Origin of the sequence: Haloterrigena salina JCM 13891, from assembly GCF_000337495.1 — an archaeon.
Lineage (GTDB): Archaea > Halobacteriota > Halobacteria > Halobacteriales > Natrialbaceae > Haloterrigena > Haloterrigena salina.
Genome location: NZ_AOIS01000014.1, coordinates 36,728 through 55,180 on the forward strand (window position 1 = coordinate 36,728; position 18,453 = coordinate 55,180).

The 18,453-nt window shown below is 67.9% G+C and carries 18 protein-coding genes and 1 pseudogene; 7 read left to right on the forward strand and 12 right to left on the reverse strand.

Features of this window, described 5'->3' with window-relative positions; translation table 11 throughout:
• Positions 1–74: 74 nt before the first annotated feature.
• The 3 genes from C477_RS04040 to C477_RS04050 form a co-directional block, all read right to left on the reverse strand.
• Positions 75–929 carry a ribose-phosphate diphosphokinase gene (locus C477_RS04040; RefSeq protein WP_049914233.1) on the reverse strand — a complete coding sequence of 285 codons (855 nt, stop codon included), beginning with the start codon at positions 927–929 and terminating at the stop codon, positions 75–77.
• Positions 930–1,018: 89 nt separating this feature from the next.
• Complete coding sequence (locus C477_RS04045; protein ID WP_008893166.1) at positions 1,019–1,528, reverse strand: hypothetical protein; 510 nt, start codon at positions 1,526–1,528, stop codon at positions 1,019–1,021.
• Between the two features lie 82 nt (positions 1,529–1,610).
• Positions 1,611–2,498, reverse strand: coding sequence for an HVO_0234 family beta-propeller protein (locus C477_RS04050; protein ID WP_008893167.1), 888 nt, complete (start codon positions 2,496–2,498; stop codon positions 1,611–1,613).
• A gap of 82 nt (positions 2,499–2,580) precedes the next feature.
• Between C477_RS04050 and glmM the strand changes: the two genes are divergently transcribed.
• The 3 genes from glmM (at position 2,581) to C477_RS04065 (ending at position 5,087) form a co-directional block, all read left to right on the forward strand.
• On the forward strand, positions 2,581–3,945 hold the full coding sequence (gene glmM / locus C477_RS04055; protein ID WP_008893168.1) for a phosphoglucosamine mutase: 1,365 nt from the start codon (positions 2,581–2,583) through the stop codon (positions 3,943–3,945).
• A gap of 321 nt (positions 3,946–4,266) precedes the next feature.
• Positions 4,267–4,755, forward strand: coding sequence for a calcium-binding protein (locus C477_RS04060; RefSeq protein ID WP_193366251.1), 489 nt, complete (start codon positions 4,267–4,269; stop codon positions 4,753–4,755).
• 2 nt (positions 4,756–4,757) lie between these two features.
• Entirely contained in the window at positions 4,758–5,087 is a 330-nt protein-coding gene (locus C477_RS04065; RefSeq protein WP_008893170.1) for a hypothetical protein, read from the forward strand.
• Between the two features lie 33 nt (positions 5,088–5,120).
• Here C477_RS04065 and C477_RS04070 read toward each other — a convergent pair whose 3' ends face one another.
• The 3 genes from C477_RS04070 to C477_RS04080 form a co-directional block, all read right to left on the reverse strand.
• Complete coding sequence (locus C477_RS04070; RefSeq protein WP_008893171.1) at positions 5,121–6,977, reverse strand: site-2 protease family protein; 1,857 nt, start codon at positions 6,975–6,977, stop codon at positions 5,121–5,123.
• Positions 6,978–7,148: 171 nt separating this feature from the next.
• Positions 7,149–7,658, reverse strand: a complete 510-nt coding sequence (locus C477_RS04075; RefSeq protein WP_008893172.1) for an HPP family protein — start codon at positions 7,656–7,658, stop codon at positions 7,149–7,151.
• A gap of 155 nt (positions 7,659–7,813) precedes the next feature.
• Positions 7,814–8,227, reverse strand: a complete 414-nt coding sequence (locus C477_RS04080; protein WP_049914237.1) for a universal stress protein — start codon at positions 8,225–8,227, stop codon at positions 7,814–7,816.
• 168 nt (positions 8,228–8,395) lie between these two features.
• Here C477_RS04080 and C477_RS04085 point away from each other — a divergent pair, with 168 nt between their 5' ends.
• Entirely contained in the window at positions 8,396–9,460 is a 1,065-nt protein-coding gene (locus C477_RS04085) for a hypothetical protein (RefSeq protein WP_049914239.1), read from the forward strand.
• Positions 9,461–9,603: 143 nt separating this feature from the next.
• Here C477_RS04085 and C477_RS04090 read toward each other — a convergent pair whose 3' ends face one another.
• From C477_RS04090 to C477_RS04100, 3 genes are all read right to left on the reverse strand, one after another.
• Positions 9,604–10,779, reverse strand: a complete 1,176-nt coding sequence (locus tag C477_RS04090) for a DUF7118 family protein (protein WP_008893175.1) — start codon at positions 10,777–10,779, stop codon at positions 9,604–9,606.
• 6 nt (positions 10,780–10,785) lie between these two features.
• Positions 10,786–11,160, reverse strand: a complete 375-nt coding sequence (gene hisI / locus C477_RS04095) for a phosphoribosyl-AMP cyclohydrolase (protein WP_008893176.1) — start codon at positions 11,158–11,160, stop codon at positions 10,786–10,788.
• A gap of 265 nt (positions 11,161–11,425) precedes the next feature.
• Positions 11,426–12,532 carry a CARDB domain-containing protein gene (locus C477_RS04100; RefSeq protein ID WP_239641841.1) on the reverse strand — a complete coding sequence of 369 codons (1,107 nt, stop codon included), beginning with the start codon at positions 12,530–12,532 and terminating at the stop codon, positions 11,426–11,428.
• Between the two features lie 335 nt (positions 12,533–12,867).
• On the opposite strand from C477_RS04100, the gene C477_RS25000 reads away from it, so the two are divergent.
• A complete protein-coding gene (locus tag C477_RS25000; protein ID WP_449404392.1) occupies positions 12,868–12,996 on the forward strand; it encodes a DUF7577 domain-containing protein in 129 nt (42 codons plus the stop codon).
• Positions 12,997–13,028: 32 nt separating this feature from the next.
• On the opposite strand, the gene serA is transcribed toward C477_RS25000, so the two are convergent.
• A complete protein-coding gene (serA, locus tag C477_RS04105) occupies positions 13,029–14,615 on the reverse strand; it encodes a phosphoglycerate dehydrogenase (protein WP_008893178.1) in 1,587 nt (528 codons plus the stop codon).
• Between the two features lie 93 nt (positions 14,616–14,708).
• Positions 14,709–16,190 (reverse strand): hypothetical protein, encoded by a 1,482-nt coding sequence (locus C477_RS04110; protein WP_008893179.1) that lies wholly within the window; start codon positions 16,188–16,190, stop codon positions 14,709–14,711.
• Positions 16,191–16,409: 219 nt separating this feature from the next.
• Between C477_RS04110 and C477_RS04115 the strand changes: the two genes are divergently transcribed.
• Positions 16,410–16,913: a hypothetical protein gene (locus tag C477_RS04115; RefSeq protein ID WP_008893181.1), complete on the forward strand. Its 504-nt coding sequence runs from the start codon at positions 16,410–16,412 to the stop codon at positions 16,911–16,913.
• 137 nt (positions 16,914–17,050) lie between these two features.
• Positions 17,051–17,881 (forward strand): MOSC domain-containing protein, encoded by an 831-nt coding sequence (locus tag C477_RS04120; protein ID WP_049914244.1) that lies wholly within the window; start codon positions 17,051–17,053, stop codon positions 17,879–17,881.
• 117 nt (positions 17,882–17,998) lie between these two features.
• Here C477_RS04120 and C477_RS23780 read toward each other — a convergent pair.
• Positions 17,999–18,453 (reverse strand): annotated as a pseudogene (locus C477_RS23780) (DUF6498-containing protein); the annotation flags it as partial.

The following is an 18,453-nucleotide window of genomic DNA, read 5'->3' on the forward strand; positions in this document are numbered from 1 at the left end:
TCGTCTCGAGAACGGACGTTCGAATCGACGGAACAGCCGCGCAAAACCGTGGCGGCGCGGCGTCGGCGGGCCGGCTACAGTTCGTCGGCGATCGCCGGCGCGACCGAGACGGCGCTCACTTCGCGTTCGATCGTATCGGTGCCGTAGATCGTCTCGACGCCCGCGCGGCGGAGCTTCGTCACCGCGTTGCGCGCCAGCAGCGGGTGGACGCAGGTGACGAAGACGCGCCCGACGTCGCGGTCCCGGAGGACGCCGACGGCCTCGCTCATGGTCGATCCCGTCGCGATGATGTCGTCGGTCACGACGACGTCGCGGCCGGCCACATCGACGTCGCTGGGGGAAATTTCGACTTCGGTACCGGAGTGACGAGTCTTCTCGAAGTAGTCCGTCTCGCCGTCGCCGTAGGTATCCCGGACCGTTTCGGCGAGTTCGATCGCGCCCGCGTCGGGCGAGAGGAAGACGGGGTCCGCGAGGTCGGCGGGCAGCGGATCGGCCAGCCGGCCCGCCGCGTCGACGGCGGTCGCCGTCGGTTCGAAGAACTCGCAGACGGCTTCCTCGTGGGGGTTGACGGTCACGACGCGGTCCGTTCCGGTCGAAATCGAGCGAGCGACGGCGCGAGCGGAGACGGGATGGCCCGCCTCGAAGGCCTCGTCCTGGCGGGCATAGCCCATGTACGGCAGGACGGTGACGACGTCCTCGGCGCCGGCCTCGCGGACGGCGTCCTGCAGCTGGAGCAGTTCGAGGTGGGCGTCGCTCGAGACGGTCGAGCCGACGATAATCGCCCTGTCGTCGTCGAAGTCGGGAGCGGCCGCGAGCAGTTCGCCGTCCGGGAATCGATCGTACTCGACGGCGGCGAGCGATACCTCGAGTTCGTCCGCGAGGGAGGCGGCCAACGTCTGGGAGGCCGACCCGCTGACGATCGTAGTCATACTCGAGCAGAGCGGGCGGGAGGTAAACCCGTTTTCGTTCTCGGGTTCGACGCGTCGACGCACGATCGCGAGGAAACGGATGCAGCCGACTACTCGGAGTCGTCGTCCGACGCGGTCCCGCAGTGGCCGGGGTCGGTGTTGCTTGAGTGCGTCATGGTCTCGCCGTCGGTGATGCGGACGAAAATGCTGAGACAGGACGACTCGTTCCAGTTCGACGGAGTGATGTTCACCGGCTCGCCCTCGTTGAGCCGGGCGGTCACGCGGAACTGCTCTCGGTCGGCCGACCAGTCGTGATCGAAGGAGAGCGTCTCGTCGGCGCCGGGGGATCTGGTCTCCCAGTGTTGAATCTGCCCGTCGTACTCGACGAGGATGTCGAACGTGTGAGACGCGTCATCGAGGTTGTCGACGACGATCGTGCCGGAGACCGACTCGGCGGTCTCGTCGGGTTCACTTTCAGTCTCGTTTTCGTCGCCGGTTTCGTCCCCGTTCTCGTCGCCGTTCGCGCCGCCGCTCTCGTCGCTTCCCAGACAGCCGGCGATCGCACCCGTCAGACCGACACCGGTCGCGGCGAGGAGTTGGCGGCGTTGGATCCCACTCATACGAAATGTTGAAAGTATCCAGTACAGATAAATGTCCGTCAGACGGTCGAACCGCGGCCGGGATCGCACGTGTAAGCGGTCGCTACTCGTCGCCGGGAACGGCGAGCCCCGTCACGCCGCTGACACCGATCGTTTGGGACCGCCATCGGTTGGCCCCGTCGTCCGGCGTCGCCGAGAGGAAGGTTCCCCGTTCGGTGACGGCGTAGACCGTGCGTCCGTAGCCGATGCCGACGATCGGCGCGCTCGAGCGATCGTACTCGGCCCAGGACTCGTCGTCGGCGTCGTAGGCGTAGACGGCGTCGCCGCCGACCGCGTGGGCGCGCGTCAACTGCCCGCGCTCGCTGTGCGGGTCGGCGGCGACGGTCTCGAACTCGCCCTCGAGGACCTCCATCCAGCCGTTGCCGAGTTTGTAGAGGCCGTCTTCGGTCGCGGCCAGCGGAACGCCGGCTGCGGAGACGTCCCGCACGTCCGAGAGGCCGGCGTGGTCGAGGCGGCCCTCGTGGACGCGGTAGACGCCGCTGTCGGTGCCGACGAGGTCGCCGTCGATCGCCCGCACCGTCGCGATGCCGTCGCTCTCGAGGGGCGTCCACTCGCGGGCGCTCCCGGCGTCGCCGAGGCCGACCGAGGGCGACTCGAGGCGGGCGACGTCGCCGTCGGGACCGGCGGCGACCAGCCCGGAGCCGTCGGCGCCGACCGCGACGGCGGGCCCGAAGCCGCTGTCGACGACCGTCGCGTCGTCAGCGTCGTCGCCGTGCTCGAGGTCGAGCAGGCGAACATCCTCGTCGGTCGCGACCGCGACGACGCCGTCCGTCGCCGCGATGTCGCGGGCCGTACAACGGTCACAGAGGCCGAACTCTCCGACGGTGTCGTCGGCGACGCGGACGCGAACGACGCCGATCGAACTGGCGACGTAGGCCTCGAGGGCCCCGTCGCGGTCGCCGTAGACGCGCTTTTCCTCGATGGAATGCATACGTCCACGGTCGGGGTCGCGCGCCGAAAGCGTTCCGTCTGCTCCGGAATCCCTTTGAGGGGACCCATACGACTAGCAGGTGATGCAAGTGTTCGGATCGAGCGGAACGCGCGGCGTCGCCAACGAAGAGCTGACGCCGGCGTTCGTCCTGCGCGTCGCGAAAGCGGCCGGGACGGCGTGGGGGGTCGACCGGGTCGGTCTCGCGCGCGACACGCGATACACCGGGCGGATGCTGGCCGACGCGGCCGCGAGCGGACTCGCGAGCACGGGGACGGACGTCGATCGGCTTGGGGTCCTTCCCACACCGGGTGCACAGGCCTACGCCGAGCGAGCGGGGGTCCCCGTCATGGTGATCACGGCCTCGCACAACCCGCCCCAGTACAACGGCGTCAAACTCGTCGGCAGCGACGGGATCGAGCTCGCGATCACGGACTTGGAGGAGATCGAGAACGTGTTGCTCGCCGAAGCGTTCGACGTCGCCTCCTGGGACGAGACCGGCCGCGTCCGGGAAGTCGACGACGTGCGGGCGTCGTACATCGACGAACTGCTCGGGGCGGCCGACTACGAGACGATCGCCGACGCCGAACTGACGGTCGCGCTCGATCCAGGCCACGGCGCCGGCGCGATCACCAGCCCCGAGTTCCTCCGCGAACTCGGCTGTCGCGTCGTCACCGTCAACGGCCAGCCCGACGGCCACTTCCCCGGCCGAGATCCCGAACCCGTCCCGGACAACCTCGTAGACCTCGGGGAGCTGGTCCGGGCCACCGACGCCGACGTCGGCATCGCCCACGACGGCGACGCCGATCGGGCCATCTTCTTCGACGAGACCGGCGAGTACGTCGAGGGCGACGCCACCCTCGCCGCGCTCGCCGCCGCCGAACTCGAGCCCGGCGACACGACCGTCTCGGCGGTCAACGTCTCCCAGCGGCTCGTCGACGTCGTCACCGAGGTCGGCGCCGACCTCGAGCTGACGCCGATCGGGTCGACGAACATCATCACCCGAATCGAGGAACTCGAGGCGAACGGCGAGCGCGTTCCGATCGCGGGCGAGGGCAACGGGGGGATCTTCTTCCCCGACTTCCGGCTCTCGCGAGACGGCGCCTTCACCGCGGCTCGCTTCCTCGAGCTCGTCGCCGAGCGGCCGGTCAGCGAGATCGTCGCCCCCTACGGCGGCTACGCCAACGTCCGCCACAATGTCGCCTACGAGTCGACGGCCGAGCGCGACGCGATGCTAGACGCCGCGGCCAACCACGCCCAGTCGGCCGACGCCGAACTCAACACACGGGACGGCTACCGGCTGGATTACGGCGACGCGTGGGTGCTCGCCCGCCCCTCCGGCACCGAACCGCTCGTCCGGGTCTACGCCGAGGCCCGCAACAGAGAGCGCGCCGACGAACTGGCTGACGAGATGTTCGAGACGCTGACCGAGGCGAAGGCCGAGGTCTGAGTCGACTGACCCTTCTCGTTCGAATCGCTTCCCGAGTCGCGTTTCGCGACGTGCGCGGTGAGTAGAGCGGTATATAAGTCAGAGATATTGTATCGTCGCGCACACATTCCGCGAGGACCGCTTGTATCACACCGTGAACGAGGATCACAGCGTGACCGAATATCGAAAGATGACTTGATGAGAGTGGTTCACCAATGATACCGTGCCCACCGACTACGCCGAACACGGTGGGATCAGTGCGTGGAGAAGAGCCGTACGGCGGGCGACAGGGACAGAATCATGGCCAAACGCGAATCAATAGGCGACCCGAGACGGTCGTTCATGGCGAAAGGGGTCCTCGCGGTAGGGGCGCTGACGCTTGGAGCGACGGCGTTCGGGACAGCCACGGGGAGCGCACAGCGAGAGCAAACAGCGGTCTTCTCGAATAAGTACTATCCCGAAGCGAGCTTCGACGTCGTTTCGCCTCTCCAGACGAGTGCGACGGTCGAGATACTACAAGCGGACGGGGAGCCGGTTCCCGAGATCTCCCAACCTGACGAGTGGACCGGATACATCATTCGCTACGACATCGGCGACGTTCGGGAGGCGGGGATCACGACGTTTCTATTCACGCGCGGGCAACGACTGAGCGCCGGTAGCAGGGGTACGATCGGTGGAGACGCGTCAGTACTGAGTTCCCAGTTGAACCTGCTCAGTACGTCGGTTACCGAAGAGACGGAGACCGGACCGCAACCGCTCGAGGAGGACGAGATCGACGCCTTCGAGGAAGCGATCGGGGACGATGACGACCCCGAGAACGGAGGAGAGTAACGATGACACAGGATATCAACGGACGAACGCTCGTCTTCTCGTACGACTACAAACCCGGCTCGGAGTTCGAGACGATCGCACATCTGCAAACGGGGACGACGATACGGCTCCTCCGGACCGTCGACGGGGAGACCGTATCGGAGATCTCGCAACCGGACGAGTACACCGGTCACGTGATCCGGTACGAATCCTCCGGCGGGGCGTCGGAGCCGACGACGATCCTGTTCGTCCGCGAGGGGCGCATCAGTACCGGCGAAAGCGCGTCGTTGGATACCGACGCGTCGATGTTCAGTTCGCGACTGAATCTCCTCGCCACGACGGTCGAGCAGTGATCTCCAACTACTTTTCAGCGACGGGACGAGAACTCAGCCGAGGAACGGACTCGAGAGCACCAGCAGGATCGCGACCACGACGACCGCGCTAGCGCCGACCATCGCCGCGGTCGCCGCCCGATCGGGCCGCTCGAGTCCCGCCCTCGAGCCGGCGGCCTCGACGGTCGTCCGGAGGAGTTTGCCGCCGTCGAGCGGGTAACAGGGAATGCAGTTGAACACGCCGACCAGCAGGTTGAGCCACCACGTCCAGAAGAGGACGTTCGCCGCGGCGAAGACGCCGCCGCCGAGGACCGAGAGCGGCCCCGTCACGGCGTAAAAGCCCGCGACCGGCCCGACGAACCCGCCGAAGTTCGCCGTCGAGAAGCCGTCGATCAGCCCGGCGAAGGGGAGGGCGAACGCCGCGAACCCGCGCGCTACGGGCGACGATCCGAGCCCGTCCGCGACCGGCTGCCCCCGCAGGATGCCGAGGTGTTGGGCGCTCGGATACGGATCGACGCCGAGGTCGGTCACCGTCGTCCCGCTCGTTCCCGGCACCGTGGTAATCCCGAGAACCGCCTCGCCGTTCCGATCGCCCAGCGTTACCGCGTACGCCCGGCGCTCGCCGTCGACGACGGCCTCGAGCGAGACAGTCTCGCCGGGGGAAGTCTCCGCGAGCGTCTCGAGGAGGTCGTCGCTATCGACGATTCGCTCGCCGTCGAGACGCGTCACGACGAGCGCTCGCAGATCGCCGTCCGGATCGGGGACGCCGGCGGCCGCGAGCGGGCCGTCGGCGTCGACCGCGGCGACGGCCGCGCCGGCGACGACCGTCGTGGAACCGTCTTCCGTCTCGAGCGTCGCGACCGTGCGGTTCTCGAGGGCCGCGCGGAACTCGCACTCGGTGCGGACCGAGGTGCCGTCGACCGCCGTAATCGTCTCGCCGGGTTCGAGTGCGTTCGGCTCGCCGTCGGTACTGCCGGTCCCGGCGTCGCTACTGTCGTTTGCCACCCCGTTCGCCCCCGCTCCCGTTCCCTCGAGCGTGCTGGTGACGACGACCGATCGCTCGAGCGTGACGGTCTCGGCGTCGTCGCGGTCGCCCGCGACCGTCAGTTCGACGCTCCCGTCGGTCGCGTCGAGGGTCGCGCGCAGATCGTCGGCGTCGCCGATCGGCCGCCCGTCGACGGCGGTGACGACGTCGCCGCGCTCGAGGCCGGCCCGGTCGGCCGGCGTCTCGGGGTAGACGCCGCCGACGGCGACGCCGGAGACGGCGGCGATCGAGGTGGAGACCAGCAGGAACAGCGCGAGGAACGCGACCAGCGCCACCGCGAGGTTGTTCGCGATCCCCGCGGCGTAGATCCGGTTGCGGTCGGCCGTCGAGGCGGCGGTCTCGTCGTCCTCGTCGATGCCGACGAACGCGCCGAAGGGGGTGAAGGCGAGAAAGATCAGGCCGGCCGACTCGACGGCGACGCCCTCGACGCGAGCGAGCAGCCCGTGGCTGAACTCGTGGACGACGACGGCGACGGCGAGACCGACGAGAATCGCCGGCGTCGCGGCCAGTGGCAAGAAGTCGTTGACTCCCGGAATCGCCAGCACGTTCCGGGGCTGATTCACCTGCGTGGCGGCTTCCCGCGTCAGCGCGACGTAAGCGGCGAACAGAACCACGGCGGTCATGACGACGAGCAACGACAGCGAGACGGCGACGCCGGCGCTGGTCCACCGCCGCCAGAAGCGCCGATAGCGCGGCCGGGCCAATCGGTCGAGCGCGCCGAGCCCGTTTTCCGTCTCGAGGGTGACGACCGGCCCCCAGACGCCGACCCACGCGGGGAGGCGTCCGCGGGCCTCGAGCGCCATCGCGACGGCGGTGGCGCCCGCGACGATGAGACCGAGCAGGAGCAGCGTCGTCAACGCGTCCACCGCCAGACACCTCCGCGCGTCGAGCCGACCGCTCGCGATTCGATTACGTCCGGCCGTTCGCCCGTAGCAGCCGCCTGCATCGTGTTCGATATCGAGAACGTATCGACGGCGTATCAATACCGCGGTCGCGCGAGCGCCGTCGGTTCGGGACCGGAGTCGGTCCCCGCCAGCTTACGATCGGAGCCGGTCCCCGTACCGCGCGCCGACCCGTTCGGTCGCCAACAGGAGTTCGTGAGCGACGACGAGCACGACGACGGTGACGACGATCAGCGCCCCCTCGAGGGGAGTCGAGAGCAGTCCCAGCGAGACGATCAGCGTCGTCGCGCAGGCCGGCGGGTGGCGGGTCTCGGTCCAGAGCATGCCCCCGGCGGTCAGCATCGTCGCGACGACGCCGCTGGAAACGAGTCTGAGCCCCGCGAGGGAGCCGGGATCGGTCGCGGCCGTGATCGACAGCGTGACGCCGAAGGAGTGGTAGGCGAGCAGGCCGGCGACGACGCCGATCGCGTGGCCACCGATCACGCGCCGCGGGGACGTCGCGTCGCTGTCCTGGAACAGCGCGAGCACGAACGCGGAGGGACCGAGACTCGGGAACAACATCGGGAAGCCGGAGAGCCACGCCAGCACCGCGGTCGTCGAGAGCAGGAGTCCTGTGTGAAGCGTCGTCCCCAGCCGGTCGTCCATGGCTCGTCCTTGCGTCTTCGACGAAAAAACACCCGCGATTCCGCAGACGGTCGGTTCTCGAGGGTGCCGTCGATCGACAGCGGACGAACGTTCGGTTCTCCGACCGGAATCCCGGGAGCCGCGGATCGCTGGACGGGGCGTCGAATCCGATCCGCCTACGGGACGATCGTCACCGGCACCGACGCCTGTCGCGTGACGGCCTCGGCGACGCTGCCAAGCAGCATTCGGGAGACGCCCGACCGGCCTTCGCTGCCCATCACGATCCCGTCGACGTCGTTGTCGCGGACGTACTCAAGGATCGCGTCCGCCGACGTGCCCTCGACGACGGCCGTCTCGACGCGCCGGTCGCGCTCGGCGGCGATGTCGCGCACGTCGGCGAAGAACTCCGGTTCGTCCGCGTCGGTTCCGCCGCTGTCGGTCACCGGCGGTCGGCCGCCGTACCCCGCCTCGAGTTCGTCGACGACGTGCACGACCGTCACCTCGTCGTTCGGAAACACCGACAGCGCGTGCTCGAGGGCCGCGCGGGCCGGCTCGGAGTCGTCCATCGGAACGAGCAGCTGTCTGGTCATACCGATCGTACGACGGACGGGGACTTCAGTCGTGGCCTCAAGGCCGCCGCCTCGACGGTCGGTCCGAGTCGCGGGCGCTCGAACGCGCGGAGCGAAACGACGTTCGAACGTCACGTAACGGGGGCGTCCGCATGCACACTTTTCCGACGCTGTATCGACGGCGATGCCATGAGCGCGGACGAGTCCGGTATCGACGAGGACGAACGGATCGACGAGTCGGTGAGCCGGAGCGATCTCGTTCACGAGCGCCTTCGCGAGTCGCCGGTCAAACGGTGGCTCCTGCTGGACGGGAACCGATACGTCATCACGGGGCTGTTCTCGCTGGTCGTCTTCGTCGCGTGTGCGAGTATCGGCTTCGCCGGGTACATTCCGGTCACCGACCCCGACACCGCGACGACGCTCGTCGCGGCGGTCGTCGGCGGGACCCTCCCGTTCATCACCATCGTGCTCGCGATCAACCAGCTGGTCCTCTCGCAGGAACTGGGCTGGCCGGGCGACCTCTCGGATCGGTTCGAGGAGATGACGGTCTTCCGGCGCGAGGTCGAGTCCCTGACTGACACGCCGGTCAGCCCGGCGGCGCCGGCCGACTTCCTGCAACTGGTCGTCGACACCGTCGTCGAACGGACCGAACGGCTGGAAGCGGTCGCCGATCGAATGACGGACCCGGACCGCGCCGCCGTCATCGACGAGTTCATCGAGGCGGTCGAGACCGAGGGAGAACTCGTCTCCGCGTCGCTCGAGAACTCGGACTTCGGAACCTTCGAGACGCTGTCGGCGGTGCTCGGCCGCTTCAACGGGGCGCACCTGTACGCGGCCCGGCAGATCCGGGCCCACTACGCCGACGAGCTCTCGGAGGCGGACCTCGAGACGCTCGACGACCTCGTCGAGTTACTCGGTCAGCTGGCGATCGCTCGCCAGACGTTCAAGACGCTGTACATGCAGTACGAACTCGCGTACCTCTCGAAAGTGCTGCTGGTCGTCGGCTTCCCGACGCTTCTGGGCGGCGGGATCTTCATGATGACCTACTCGACGATTATCGAGACCGTCGAGACGACGGCGGCACTCGTGCTCGTCGTCAGCACCGTCGTCACCTTCGTCTTCCTCCCGTTTACCGTTCTACTGGTCTACACGTTTCGAATCGCCTCGATCGCGTCGCGAACCGCCGACTTCGGCCCGTTCGTGCCGCGCGTGGACTTCGACGAAGCGGCGGAACTCGAGGAGGGCAGGGAGTGACGCGATCGAACGGCTCGTTCGTTCGGTGAGTTACAAAATCGCGAATCACTGGTCGAGAACGAGCGTTCTGCTTTCGTGGCAACGGGGAATCGCCACGCCCTCCCCAACCGATTATTCGACGGGATAGGAGGGCACTGACCCAGTCAGATCGGGTCCTCGACCTCGAGCGCTTCTTCGAGCCGCGCCCGCTCGTCTCGCAGCGACTCGAGTTCGTCGGCGACACGGCCGTCGGCCAGCCGCTCGCGCTCGTCGGGGGAGAGCTGTGCGACCGCCTGCGCCGCGGTCTGGAGTCGGTCGTACTCGAACTCGGGATCGGTTGCGAGCCGCCGGACCGACCGCAGGTTCGCGACGACGTCCTCGCCGGCGATGCGTTCGACGAACGGCCGGATCTCGCGGACCCGGTGGCGGAGCGCGCCCGCTTCGCTCGGCGGCCACGGGATCGTCAGCGGGTCGGCGTCAATCCCGTCGAGGAACGTCTGCTGGGTCGCCACCCGGCGCTTGAGTTCGTCCGCGCTCGAGACGTAGTGCTCGAGTTTCGATCGCGAGTAGTTCGCGTACTCCAACAGTTCGGGGATCGTGTACTCGCCGGCCGAGTCCTGGCGGACATACGTCGCGAGGTCGTCGGGGGGCTGCTCGTAGTCGACGAACGGGTACCAACGACTCCGCTCGAGCAGTTCGAACACCTCGCGAGCCGACGCCTCGACGCGGTACTCCTCGAACGCCGTCTCGATCGCCTCGTTGTAGGCGTCGATCGGCTCGCGGAGTTCCTCGACCGGCGCCTCGAGGTCGGCTTCCCCGAGTTCGACCAGTCGTTCGCGCTCGGAGATTTCGTCGACGAGCTCCCGTCGGCGCTTAGCGGCGGTGGTTCGGGCCTCGTCGATCGCCTCGCGAGCGGCCTCGCGTTCCTCGAGCAGTTCGGCGTACCGGGCCGCCGGCTCGAGGGCCTCGTGGGCGCGCTCGAAGTCCGACTCGCTGAGGCGGCGCTTGTCGATCGCGTCGAGGGCCTCCTCGAACGCCTCGTAGCCCTTCAGATTGTCGGGTAGCTCCGAGACCAGCGAGTCGAATCGTCCCTCGAGTTCGACGTAGGCCTTGAAGTTCTCCCGGCCGGTGCCCGTCGCTCGATCGACGTACTCCTCGAGTAACTCCGTCGCGTCCCGGTAGGCCTCGGCGGCCTCCGCGACGGCGTCGCCGCCCGCGTCCGCGATCCGCTGGTCGGCCTCCTCGAACCGCCTGCGGGCACCCTCGAGGGCCTCGAGCGGGGACCGTTCCGCGGACCCGGTTCCGGCGGCGTCGCTGCCGCGGTGGGCGCGTTCACTCATGATCGGTTACTCGTCGCCGTAGACGGCGTCGGGGTCATAGACCTCTTCGCCGACGTTTTCGCCCTCGATCGTCCGATAGAAACACGACCGGTGGCCGGTGTGGCAGGCCCCGCCTTCCTGCTCGACCAGGTAGAGCAGGGTGTCGGCGTCGCAGTCGACGCGCACCTCCTCGATCTCCTGGACGTGGCCGCTCGTCGCGCCCTTCTCCCAGAGCTCGTCGCGGCTGCGCGAGTAGTAGTGGGCCCGTCCCGTCTCGCGCGTTCGCTCGAGGGCCTCGGGGGAGACGTAGGCGAGCATGAGCACCTCGCCGGACTCCGCGTCCTGTGCCACGGCGGGGACGAGTCCGTCCTCGCCGAAGTCGACCGAAACGTCGTCGTCCATGTACGAGCGGTTGGTTGGAAGGGCGATAGGTCTTTTGCCGTGGCCCTCGCCCGCGGCCGCTCGAGAGCGGCGTACCGGAGGACGGCGGCGGCAGACTCGAGGGGGACGGACCGTTGCGGGCGGCCGAACGGCGACGTGCGCACGAGGCGTCCGCCGGCGGTCCCAGCTGTCGATAGCATCACGTCCCGGTACGCTCGAGTACGGTTTCAGAAACGGGGCGGATTCTTACGCCGCGGGAATCGGCCGGATGCCGCGCTCGCAGTTACTAGACGCCGCGGACGCGCACCGTCTGTTGGTCCGAATCGTCGGCCGTCTCGACGCGGACGGGGAACTGCTGGTCGGACGCGACCGGCGGTGTCTGGTAGCTCATCGTGAACGTCGTCCGTTCGCCGGCCTCGAGCGACACCGACCGCGATTCGACGGTCGTCGGATCGTGGCCGACCACGAGGTCGACGGTTGCGGAGCCGGCCGCGCCGCCGGTGTTCCGGACCTCCACGGTCCCCTCGAGGTAGCCGCCCGCGTCGACCGGGGAGTTGGTACTGAGGATCGAGACCGCGAACGACGCCGCGGCGTCGCCGCCGGACCCGTTATCGTCGCCATCGGATCCGTTATCGTCGGCGTCGGATCCGCTATCGTCGCCATCGGACTCGCTATCGTCGTCGGTCTCGTTCTCATCGCTGCCGTTGTCGCCGCCGCCGGCCTCGGCCTCGAGTTCGCTGAGACAGTCATCGGCGTGCGGGTTCGGCGTCGTCGGGGCGCCCGCGGCGTAATCGGCCTGTTCGGTCGTCAGCGACGTGATCACGGTTCCGACGCCGCCGTAGTCGGGAACCGTGACGACGATCTCGTCGCTTCCCTCGGAGACGCCCGACCCGCCACCGATCTCGAACGCGACCGTGCCCGAGAAGGGGGCGTCGACGTCGTCGCCGAAGACGACGCCGTCTTCGATCACCGTGTTGCCGAAGAGACCGTCCTCGTCGTAGAATCCCGTGCTCGCGAAGGCGACGTCGCCGTCCGCGAACGATCCGGACACCGTCGCTCGCTCGCAGGATTCGAACGACGTCGTTCGCCCCGACGGGTCGTCGGTCTCGTTCTCATCGCCGTCCGTTTCGTCGGTGTCGTCCCCAGTCGAGTCGTCGGACTCGTTGGGCTCCGAATCGGCCGAGGACTCGTTGCTGTCGTTCTGACTCCCGTTCCCGTCGGTACCGGGATCGCTCGAGTGGCTTCCTTCCTCGGTGTCGTTTACGTCGATATTCGCGTCGTTCGTGCCGTCGTCGTCGGTTCCGTTGTCACCGTCATCGGTTCCGTTCCCGGTGAGACAGCCCGCCATTCCGACACCGACACTCGTCGCCGCGATGAATTTCCGACGATTCATATCGAGAAGCGCAATATCCCGGCTCATAAAAATGTATGCTACCCGTCATATCCGATTACAATCATCCGGTCGTGAACGTCTCGAGACGGTGAGTCGATACCGACCGCCGACGCGGCGGGATCCGGTATCGGTACCCGACGAAAAGAGCGTCGCTCGCCGGTTACGTCCGGGGATGGAACAGTCGGACGGACTGAGCGACGAGCCAACCTCCCACCGGGCGTGAGTGCGGCGTCCGGCGGCACCGACTTGACCGAAGTATGATATATCCCCGTTTGGGGGCTGGGCTTGCAAACGTCAGCGCGTCGGGTATGACCCTCGAGGGCTGAACACCGACGATGAGTTCACAGAGACGGCTCGAGAAACCGGTCACCTGTCGCGTCTGCGGAACGGAAAACGATCACTGCTACACGTACTGCCGGAACTGTCTCCAGACGCTTCCCGCGAGAGCGGACGCGAAGCCCTGAGTCGCGAATCGGACGAATCCCGTTCGACCGGCTCAGGCCTGGCCGTTCAGCGTGATGTAGTTGAGGCCGATGATGCGGTCGTCGGCCTCGAGTTCCTCGCGGGCCCCATCGGGGATTTCGCTGTCGACGTTGTAGACGGTCAGGGCCTCGCCGCCGATGGTCTCGCGGGCGTTGAACATGCCGGCGATGTTGACGTCGTGGTCGCCCATGACGGAGCCGATGAGGCCGATGACGCCGGGCTCGTCGGTGTTTCGCGTGACGACCATCTTCCCGTGGGGGATGGCGTCGACGCGGTAGCCGTCGACGCGGACGATCCGCGGGTCGTCGCCGGCGAAGAGGGTGCCGTCGACGGAGACCTCGTCGTCGTCGTTGCTGACGGTCACCGAGATCAGGCTCTGGAAGTCCTCGGCCTGCCGCGTTTTCGATTCAGTCACGTCGACGCCCCGATCCTCCGCGATCTGGGGCGCGTTGACGGCGTTGACCTGCCACTCGAGCGGTTCGAAGACGCCCTTCAGGGCGCTGGCGGTGACGAACTCGACGTCCTCGTCGGCGATGTCGCCCTCGTAGGTGATCTCGACGTCCTCGATGCGACCCTCGAGCAGCTGGGCGGCGACCTTGCCGGCGGTCTCGGCGATGTCGATGTAGGGCTCGAGACGGGGGAAGGCGCTCTCGTCGATCGAGGGGGCGTTCAGGGCGTTCGCGACGGGTTCGCCCTCGAGTGCGGCGTTGACCTGCCCGGCGGTCGAGGTCGCGACGTTCTCCTGGGCGGCCTCCGTCGAGGCGCCGAGGTGGGGCGTGACGATGATCTCGTCGTGCTCGAGCAGCGGCGAGTCCGTCGACAGCGGCTCCTCGGCGAAGACGTCGAGCGCGGCGCCGGCGAGGGTGCCGTCCTCGACCTTCGCGGCGAGGGCGTCCTCCTGAATGATGCCGCCGCGGCCGACGTTGACGATGTAGCCGTCCTCGAGGAGGTCGAGTTCCTCTTCGCCGATCATCCCCTCGGTCTCGGGGGTCAGCGGCGTGTGGATCGTCAGGAAGTCGGCCCGAGCGAGGCAGTCCTCGAAGTCGACGAGTTCGGCGCCGAGGCGGTCGGCGCGCTCCTCGGAAATGTAGGGGTCGAAGGCGACGATGTCCATGCCCAGCGAGTCGAGTTTCTTGGCGACCTCCTGGCCGACGCGGCCGAGGCCGACGACGCCAAGCGTCTTGCCGTCGAGTTCGGCGCCGAGGTAGTCGCTTTTCGCCCACTCGCCGTTCTTCAGGCGGATGTGGGCCTGCGGGATCGAGCGCGCGGTCGCGAACGTCATCGCGACGGTGTGTTCGGCCGCCGCGCGGACGTTGCCCTCGGGAGCGTTGGCGACGATGACGCCCTCGTCGGTGGCGGCGTCGATATCGATGTTGTCGACGCCGATGCCGGCGCGGCCGACGATCGTGAGCTCCTCGGCGGCCTCGAGCACCTCGGTGGTGACCTCGGTCCCGGAGCGAACGATCATGCCGTTGGCGTCCGATACCGCCTCGAGGAGGTCCTCGCCCTCGAGCTCGTAGCCTGTCTCGACCTCGTGGCCGGCGTCTCTAAGTACGTCCAGACCCGCGTCGGCGATCGGGTCCGTGACCAGTACTTTCATGCGCGAGACAATCGTGCGCAGCACGTAAACCCTTCCGTTGTTGCCAGCGGGGGCAAAAACTACCGCTTCGACGAGACCGACTCGCGGGACGGTTCAGTAGCCGGACAGTCGCATCGTCGCCTGCGTTTCGAACGACGTGGTCCCGGTCGGGTGAGGGAGTCGTGCCGTCGCGGCCTCCAGCAGGAGCCAGGCGACGACGCGTTCACCCTGGATCGGTTCGTCGCCGATGTACTGCGCCGGATGGACGAACGCGGTTTCGATCTCCCGGTTCTCGAGTCGCTGGGCGCCCGGTATCTCCCCGGCGCTGCGGCGGACGACGACGACCTCCATGCCGTCCTCGAGCGGAACGCCGATCGTTTCCGGGCCCTCGGGGTTGGAAAACCGGACGGCCGTCCCGGGCTCGCCGACCAGGTAGAACTCCGTTTCCGGCGTCGTCCACTCGGCGCCGTCGGAGCGTTCGATCTCGACGCCGTCGGTGGTCCCGGGGGTGACGTCCATCGCAACCGTTGCGATCGAGTGATGGGGAACGCCGTTCTCGATCGCGTCGCCGTCGACGCCGGCGTCCGGATCGGTCTCGGGATCCGTTCCGGTGTCTGCGGACACCCCGTCAGCTATCGTGGCCGCATATTCGGTAACGAACCCCGGCCCCTGGCGGCGCCAGATCGGAACGACCGTCCCGTCGTCCCAGAACTCGGTGGCGAGTTCGTGACTGGACTGCCCGAACCGGTAGCCAGAGCGGTGGTCTCGACCCTCGGCGCCTCGAGCACCGGTCTGATAGTGGGCTCTGAACCGGAATCCGGCCGGTCGGTCCGCGCCTCCGGGATAGGTCACGGTACCGAGCAGTCCCGGTCCGCCGACCCCGACGCCGTGGACGTCCCAGACCAGCACGTCGCCGCTGAACACGGACCCGTCGTCCGGAAAGAACCACTCCAGCGTGTTCTCGCCGTCGCGTTCCGGGAGGCCGTAGCCGCTGAGGGTCGCGGGCGACTCCAGGCTCGCGAACACCGGGCGATTCCGAAACTCGGCGGCAATCTCGACGCCGTGGGTTCCCGAGTCGTCCCACCCGATTCGCCACCCGTCCCGATCGAACGGCTGCGACGGGTCCTCGATCCGGTGGCCGCCGTCGACCGCGGTGTACCACGGTCGCCGCTCGAGTGGGACCGACGGAAGGGTTCCGAGGACAGTGTCGTCCGCCGGCACGATGGTCGCCGCCAGTTCGTGCAGCGGGACCTCGACGAACCGTTCGACTCGCGTCACGTCACTCACTTCTCCGACGTCGTCGTTCCGCACGTCGAGATCGACGACCAGGGCGGTGATCGCTTCGGCCTCGTCGACGAACAGGACGATCGGGATCACGCCGCCGCGTTCGATCTCGCCGGTCGCGGTAATCGATTCGGCGATCGGCAGCGACGGAAACCAGTCGTTGCCGTCGGCGTACTCCTGTACGCGGGTGTCTTCGAAGAGCCGTCGGAGCCGCGCTTCCTCGAGCCCCGCGTCGTCCGCCTCCGACGAGTACGTCGGCCACGTCGTGCGGTACCAGGTCGACGGCGGCCCGGTAAGTCCCACGACGCTCATGTTCATCCGCGAGGGGACCATCAGTAGCGGCGAGAGCGCGACGCTCGGCGAAGAAGCGACGATGTTCAGCCCGACGCTGAACCTCCTCTCGACCGACGTCTCGTAGCGCTTCCGTCGCGTACTCCTCCGTCGATTATTTTTGATTGGGTTCGGGAAGCGGGTCCGAATCGACGCCGGTAGAGGAACGACCGACAGAGACCGCCACTACCACACCGTCACATGACCGCCGAACGGAGTCAGAATCAGTCGAACAGGTCGTCGGCCGCAGCGGGCGAGTCGTCGAACGCATCGAAAGCGCGGATCGACACCGCCAGTATCGTCGTCGTCGGTACGTCCGCCTCGATCGAAGCCACCGACGTCGAGACCGAGTCGTCCGAGGCGGACGCGCAGTCCGAAGACCGTCATCTCGTGCTGGTATCGCTCGACGACTACCGCCCGGGGTTGACCGTTCGCCTCGTCGATCGACTGCCGGCGACGACCGTCGTTCGGCTTCTTCGAACGCCCGACGGCGAAACGGTGCCGGTCCTCACACAACCCGACGAGTACGCGGGCTACGTCGCCCGCTCGACGCTCGAGGGCGGGGCGGTCGGAACCACGACTCACCTCTTCGCGCGCGAGCAACTCGAGACGGGCGCGGAGTACGAACTCGTCGGCGACGCGCAGGTGTTCAGCACGCGGCTGAACCTGTTTCGGGTGACCGCCCGTCGCGTCGATGAGGAGTGACGCGACGGGGAGCGCCCGCCGGCAACCCGATCGAACCGTCGTCCGAACGATCGGCTACCGGCGCCGACCGGCGGACCGTCGCCGCCGATGACGTTCGAACGAACAACTATATGTGCGTCTCGTGTCACATTTTACCAATGGCACGACTCGAGCGGCTCAGGGTCTATCCGATCAAGGGACTCGACGGTATCGAACTCGAGACCGCCGAACTTCTCGCGGGCGGCACGCTCGCGTCCGATCGGGAGTTCGCCCTCTTCGACGCGGACGGCGAAGTGCTCAACGGGAAGCGGACGGAGCGGGTCCACGACCTGCGGACCGATTTCGATCCGGGCGTTGCGACTCCGTCGCAACGACGTGGAGGCGGTGAAGCCGCCGAAACGGCGGTCCTCGAGGTCGAAGCGCCCGACGGCGAGGTCGTCCGGTTCGAGCTCGAGACGGAAACCGGCCGCGACCGCGCCGCGGACTGGTTCGGCGACTTCTTCGACGTAGAGCTGACCCTCGAGCGCGACCGAACGCTCGGCTACGTCGACCGCCGCGAGATGGGGCCGTCGGTGATCAGCACCGCCACGCTCGAGACCGTCGCCGACTGGTTCGACGACGAGGGGATGACCGTCGAGGGGGCTCGTCGGCGCCTCCGCGCGAACGTCGAGATCGGCGGCGTCGAACCGTTCTGGGAGGACCGCTTCGTCGGCGAGGACGCTCCGGCCTTCGAGGTCGACGGCGTCCGGTTCGAGGGCGTCACCCCCTGCGGTCGCTGTGTCGTCCCCCGACGAGATCCCGAGTCCGGCGAGCCGATCGAGGAGTTCCGGCAGCGATTCGTCGAGAAACGCGAGGAAACGTTCCCCGACTGGGCCGACGCGGACGCCTTCGACCACTACTACACGGTGATGCTCATCTCCCGCGTGGCCGAGGCCGACCGCGGCGAAACGCTTCGCGTCGGCGATTCCGTGCGCGTCGTCGACGACTGACTCGAGCGCATAGAGCCGGTAGCGTAGCTGTTTTTGTCCGTTAGGCGCACCCGCGTACGTGTGCGATAGTGCGCCGGCGACCGAAGGACGTCGACCGCGAGGCGCCGAAACCCATCGTCACGCGGTCGGTTTCGAGGCGGACGGTATCTCGAGCGCTTCGGCGACACGTATCACGTCCCGTACCGGGCCGATTTCCCGCGCGGGCGCGTCGTCGTCCCAGCCGACCGTCAGCCGGAGCCGCCCGGCGCCGAGGAGTCGCTCGTCGAACCAGTCGGTGGCGACCGTCACGTCCCGGATTTCTTGCACCGGCGCCGCCCACTGGGGTTCCTCGAGGAACGTATCGTAGGCGACGATCGCCTCGTCGTAACGCCGGTACTCGAGGGTACCGTACCGAAGGAAGTAGGCAGCGAGCTGGACGCCGAACGCGAGCAGCACCGCGGCGACCAGCGCGGCGGCGCCGACGGGGACGACCAGCGACGAACCGGTCGCGCTCGCGAGGACGGAGACGACCGCCAGCCAGAGCAGGCCGAACAGCGGCGCGCCGCCGGCGATCCGAGCGAGCGCGCGGAGGG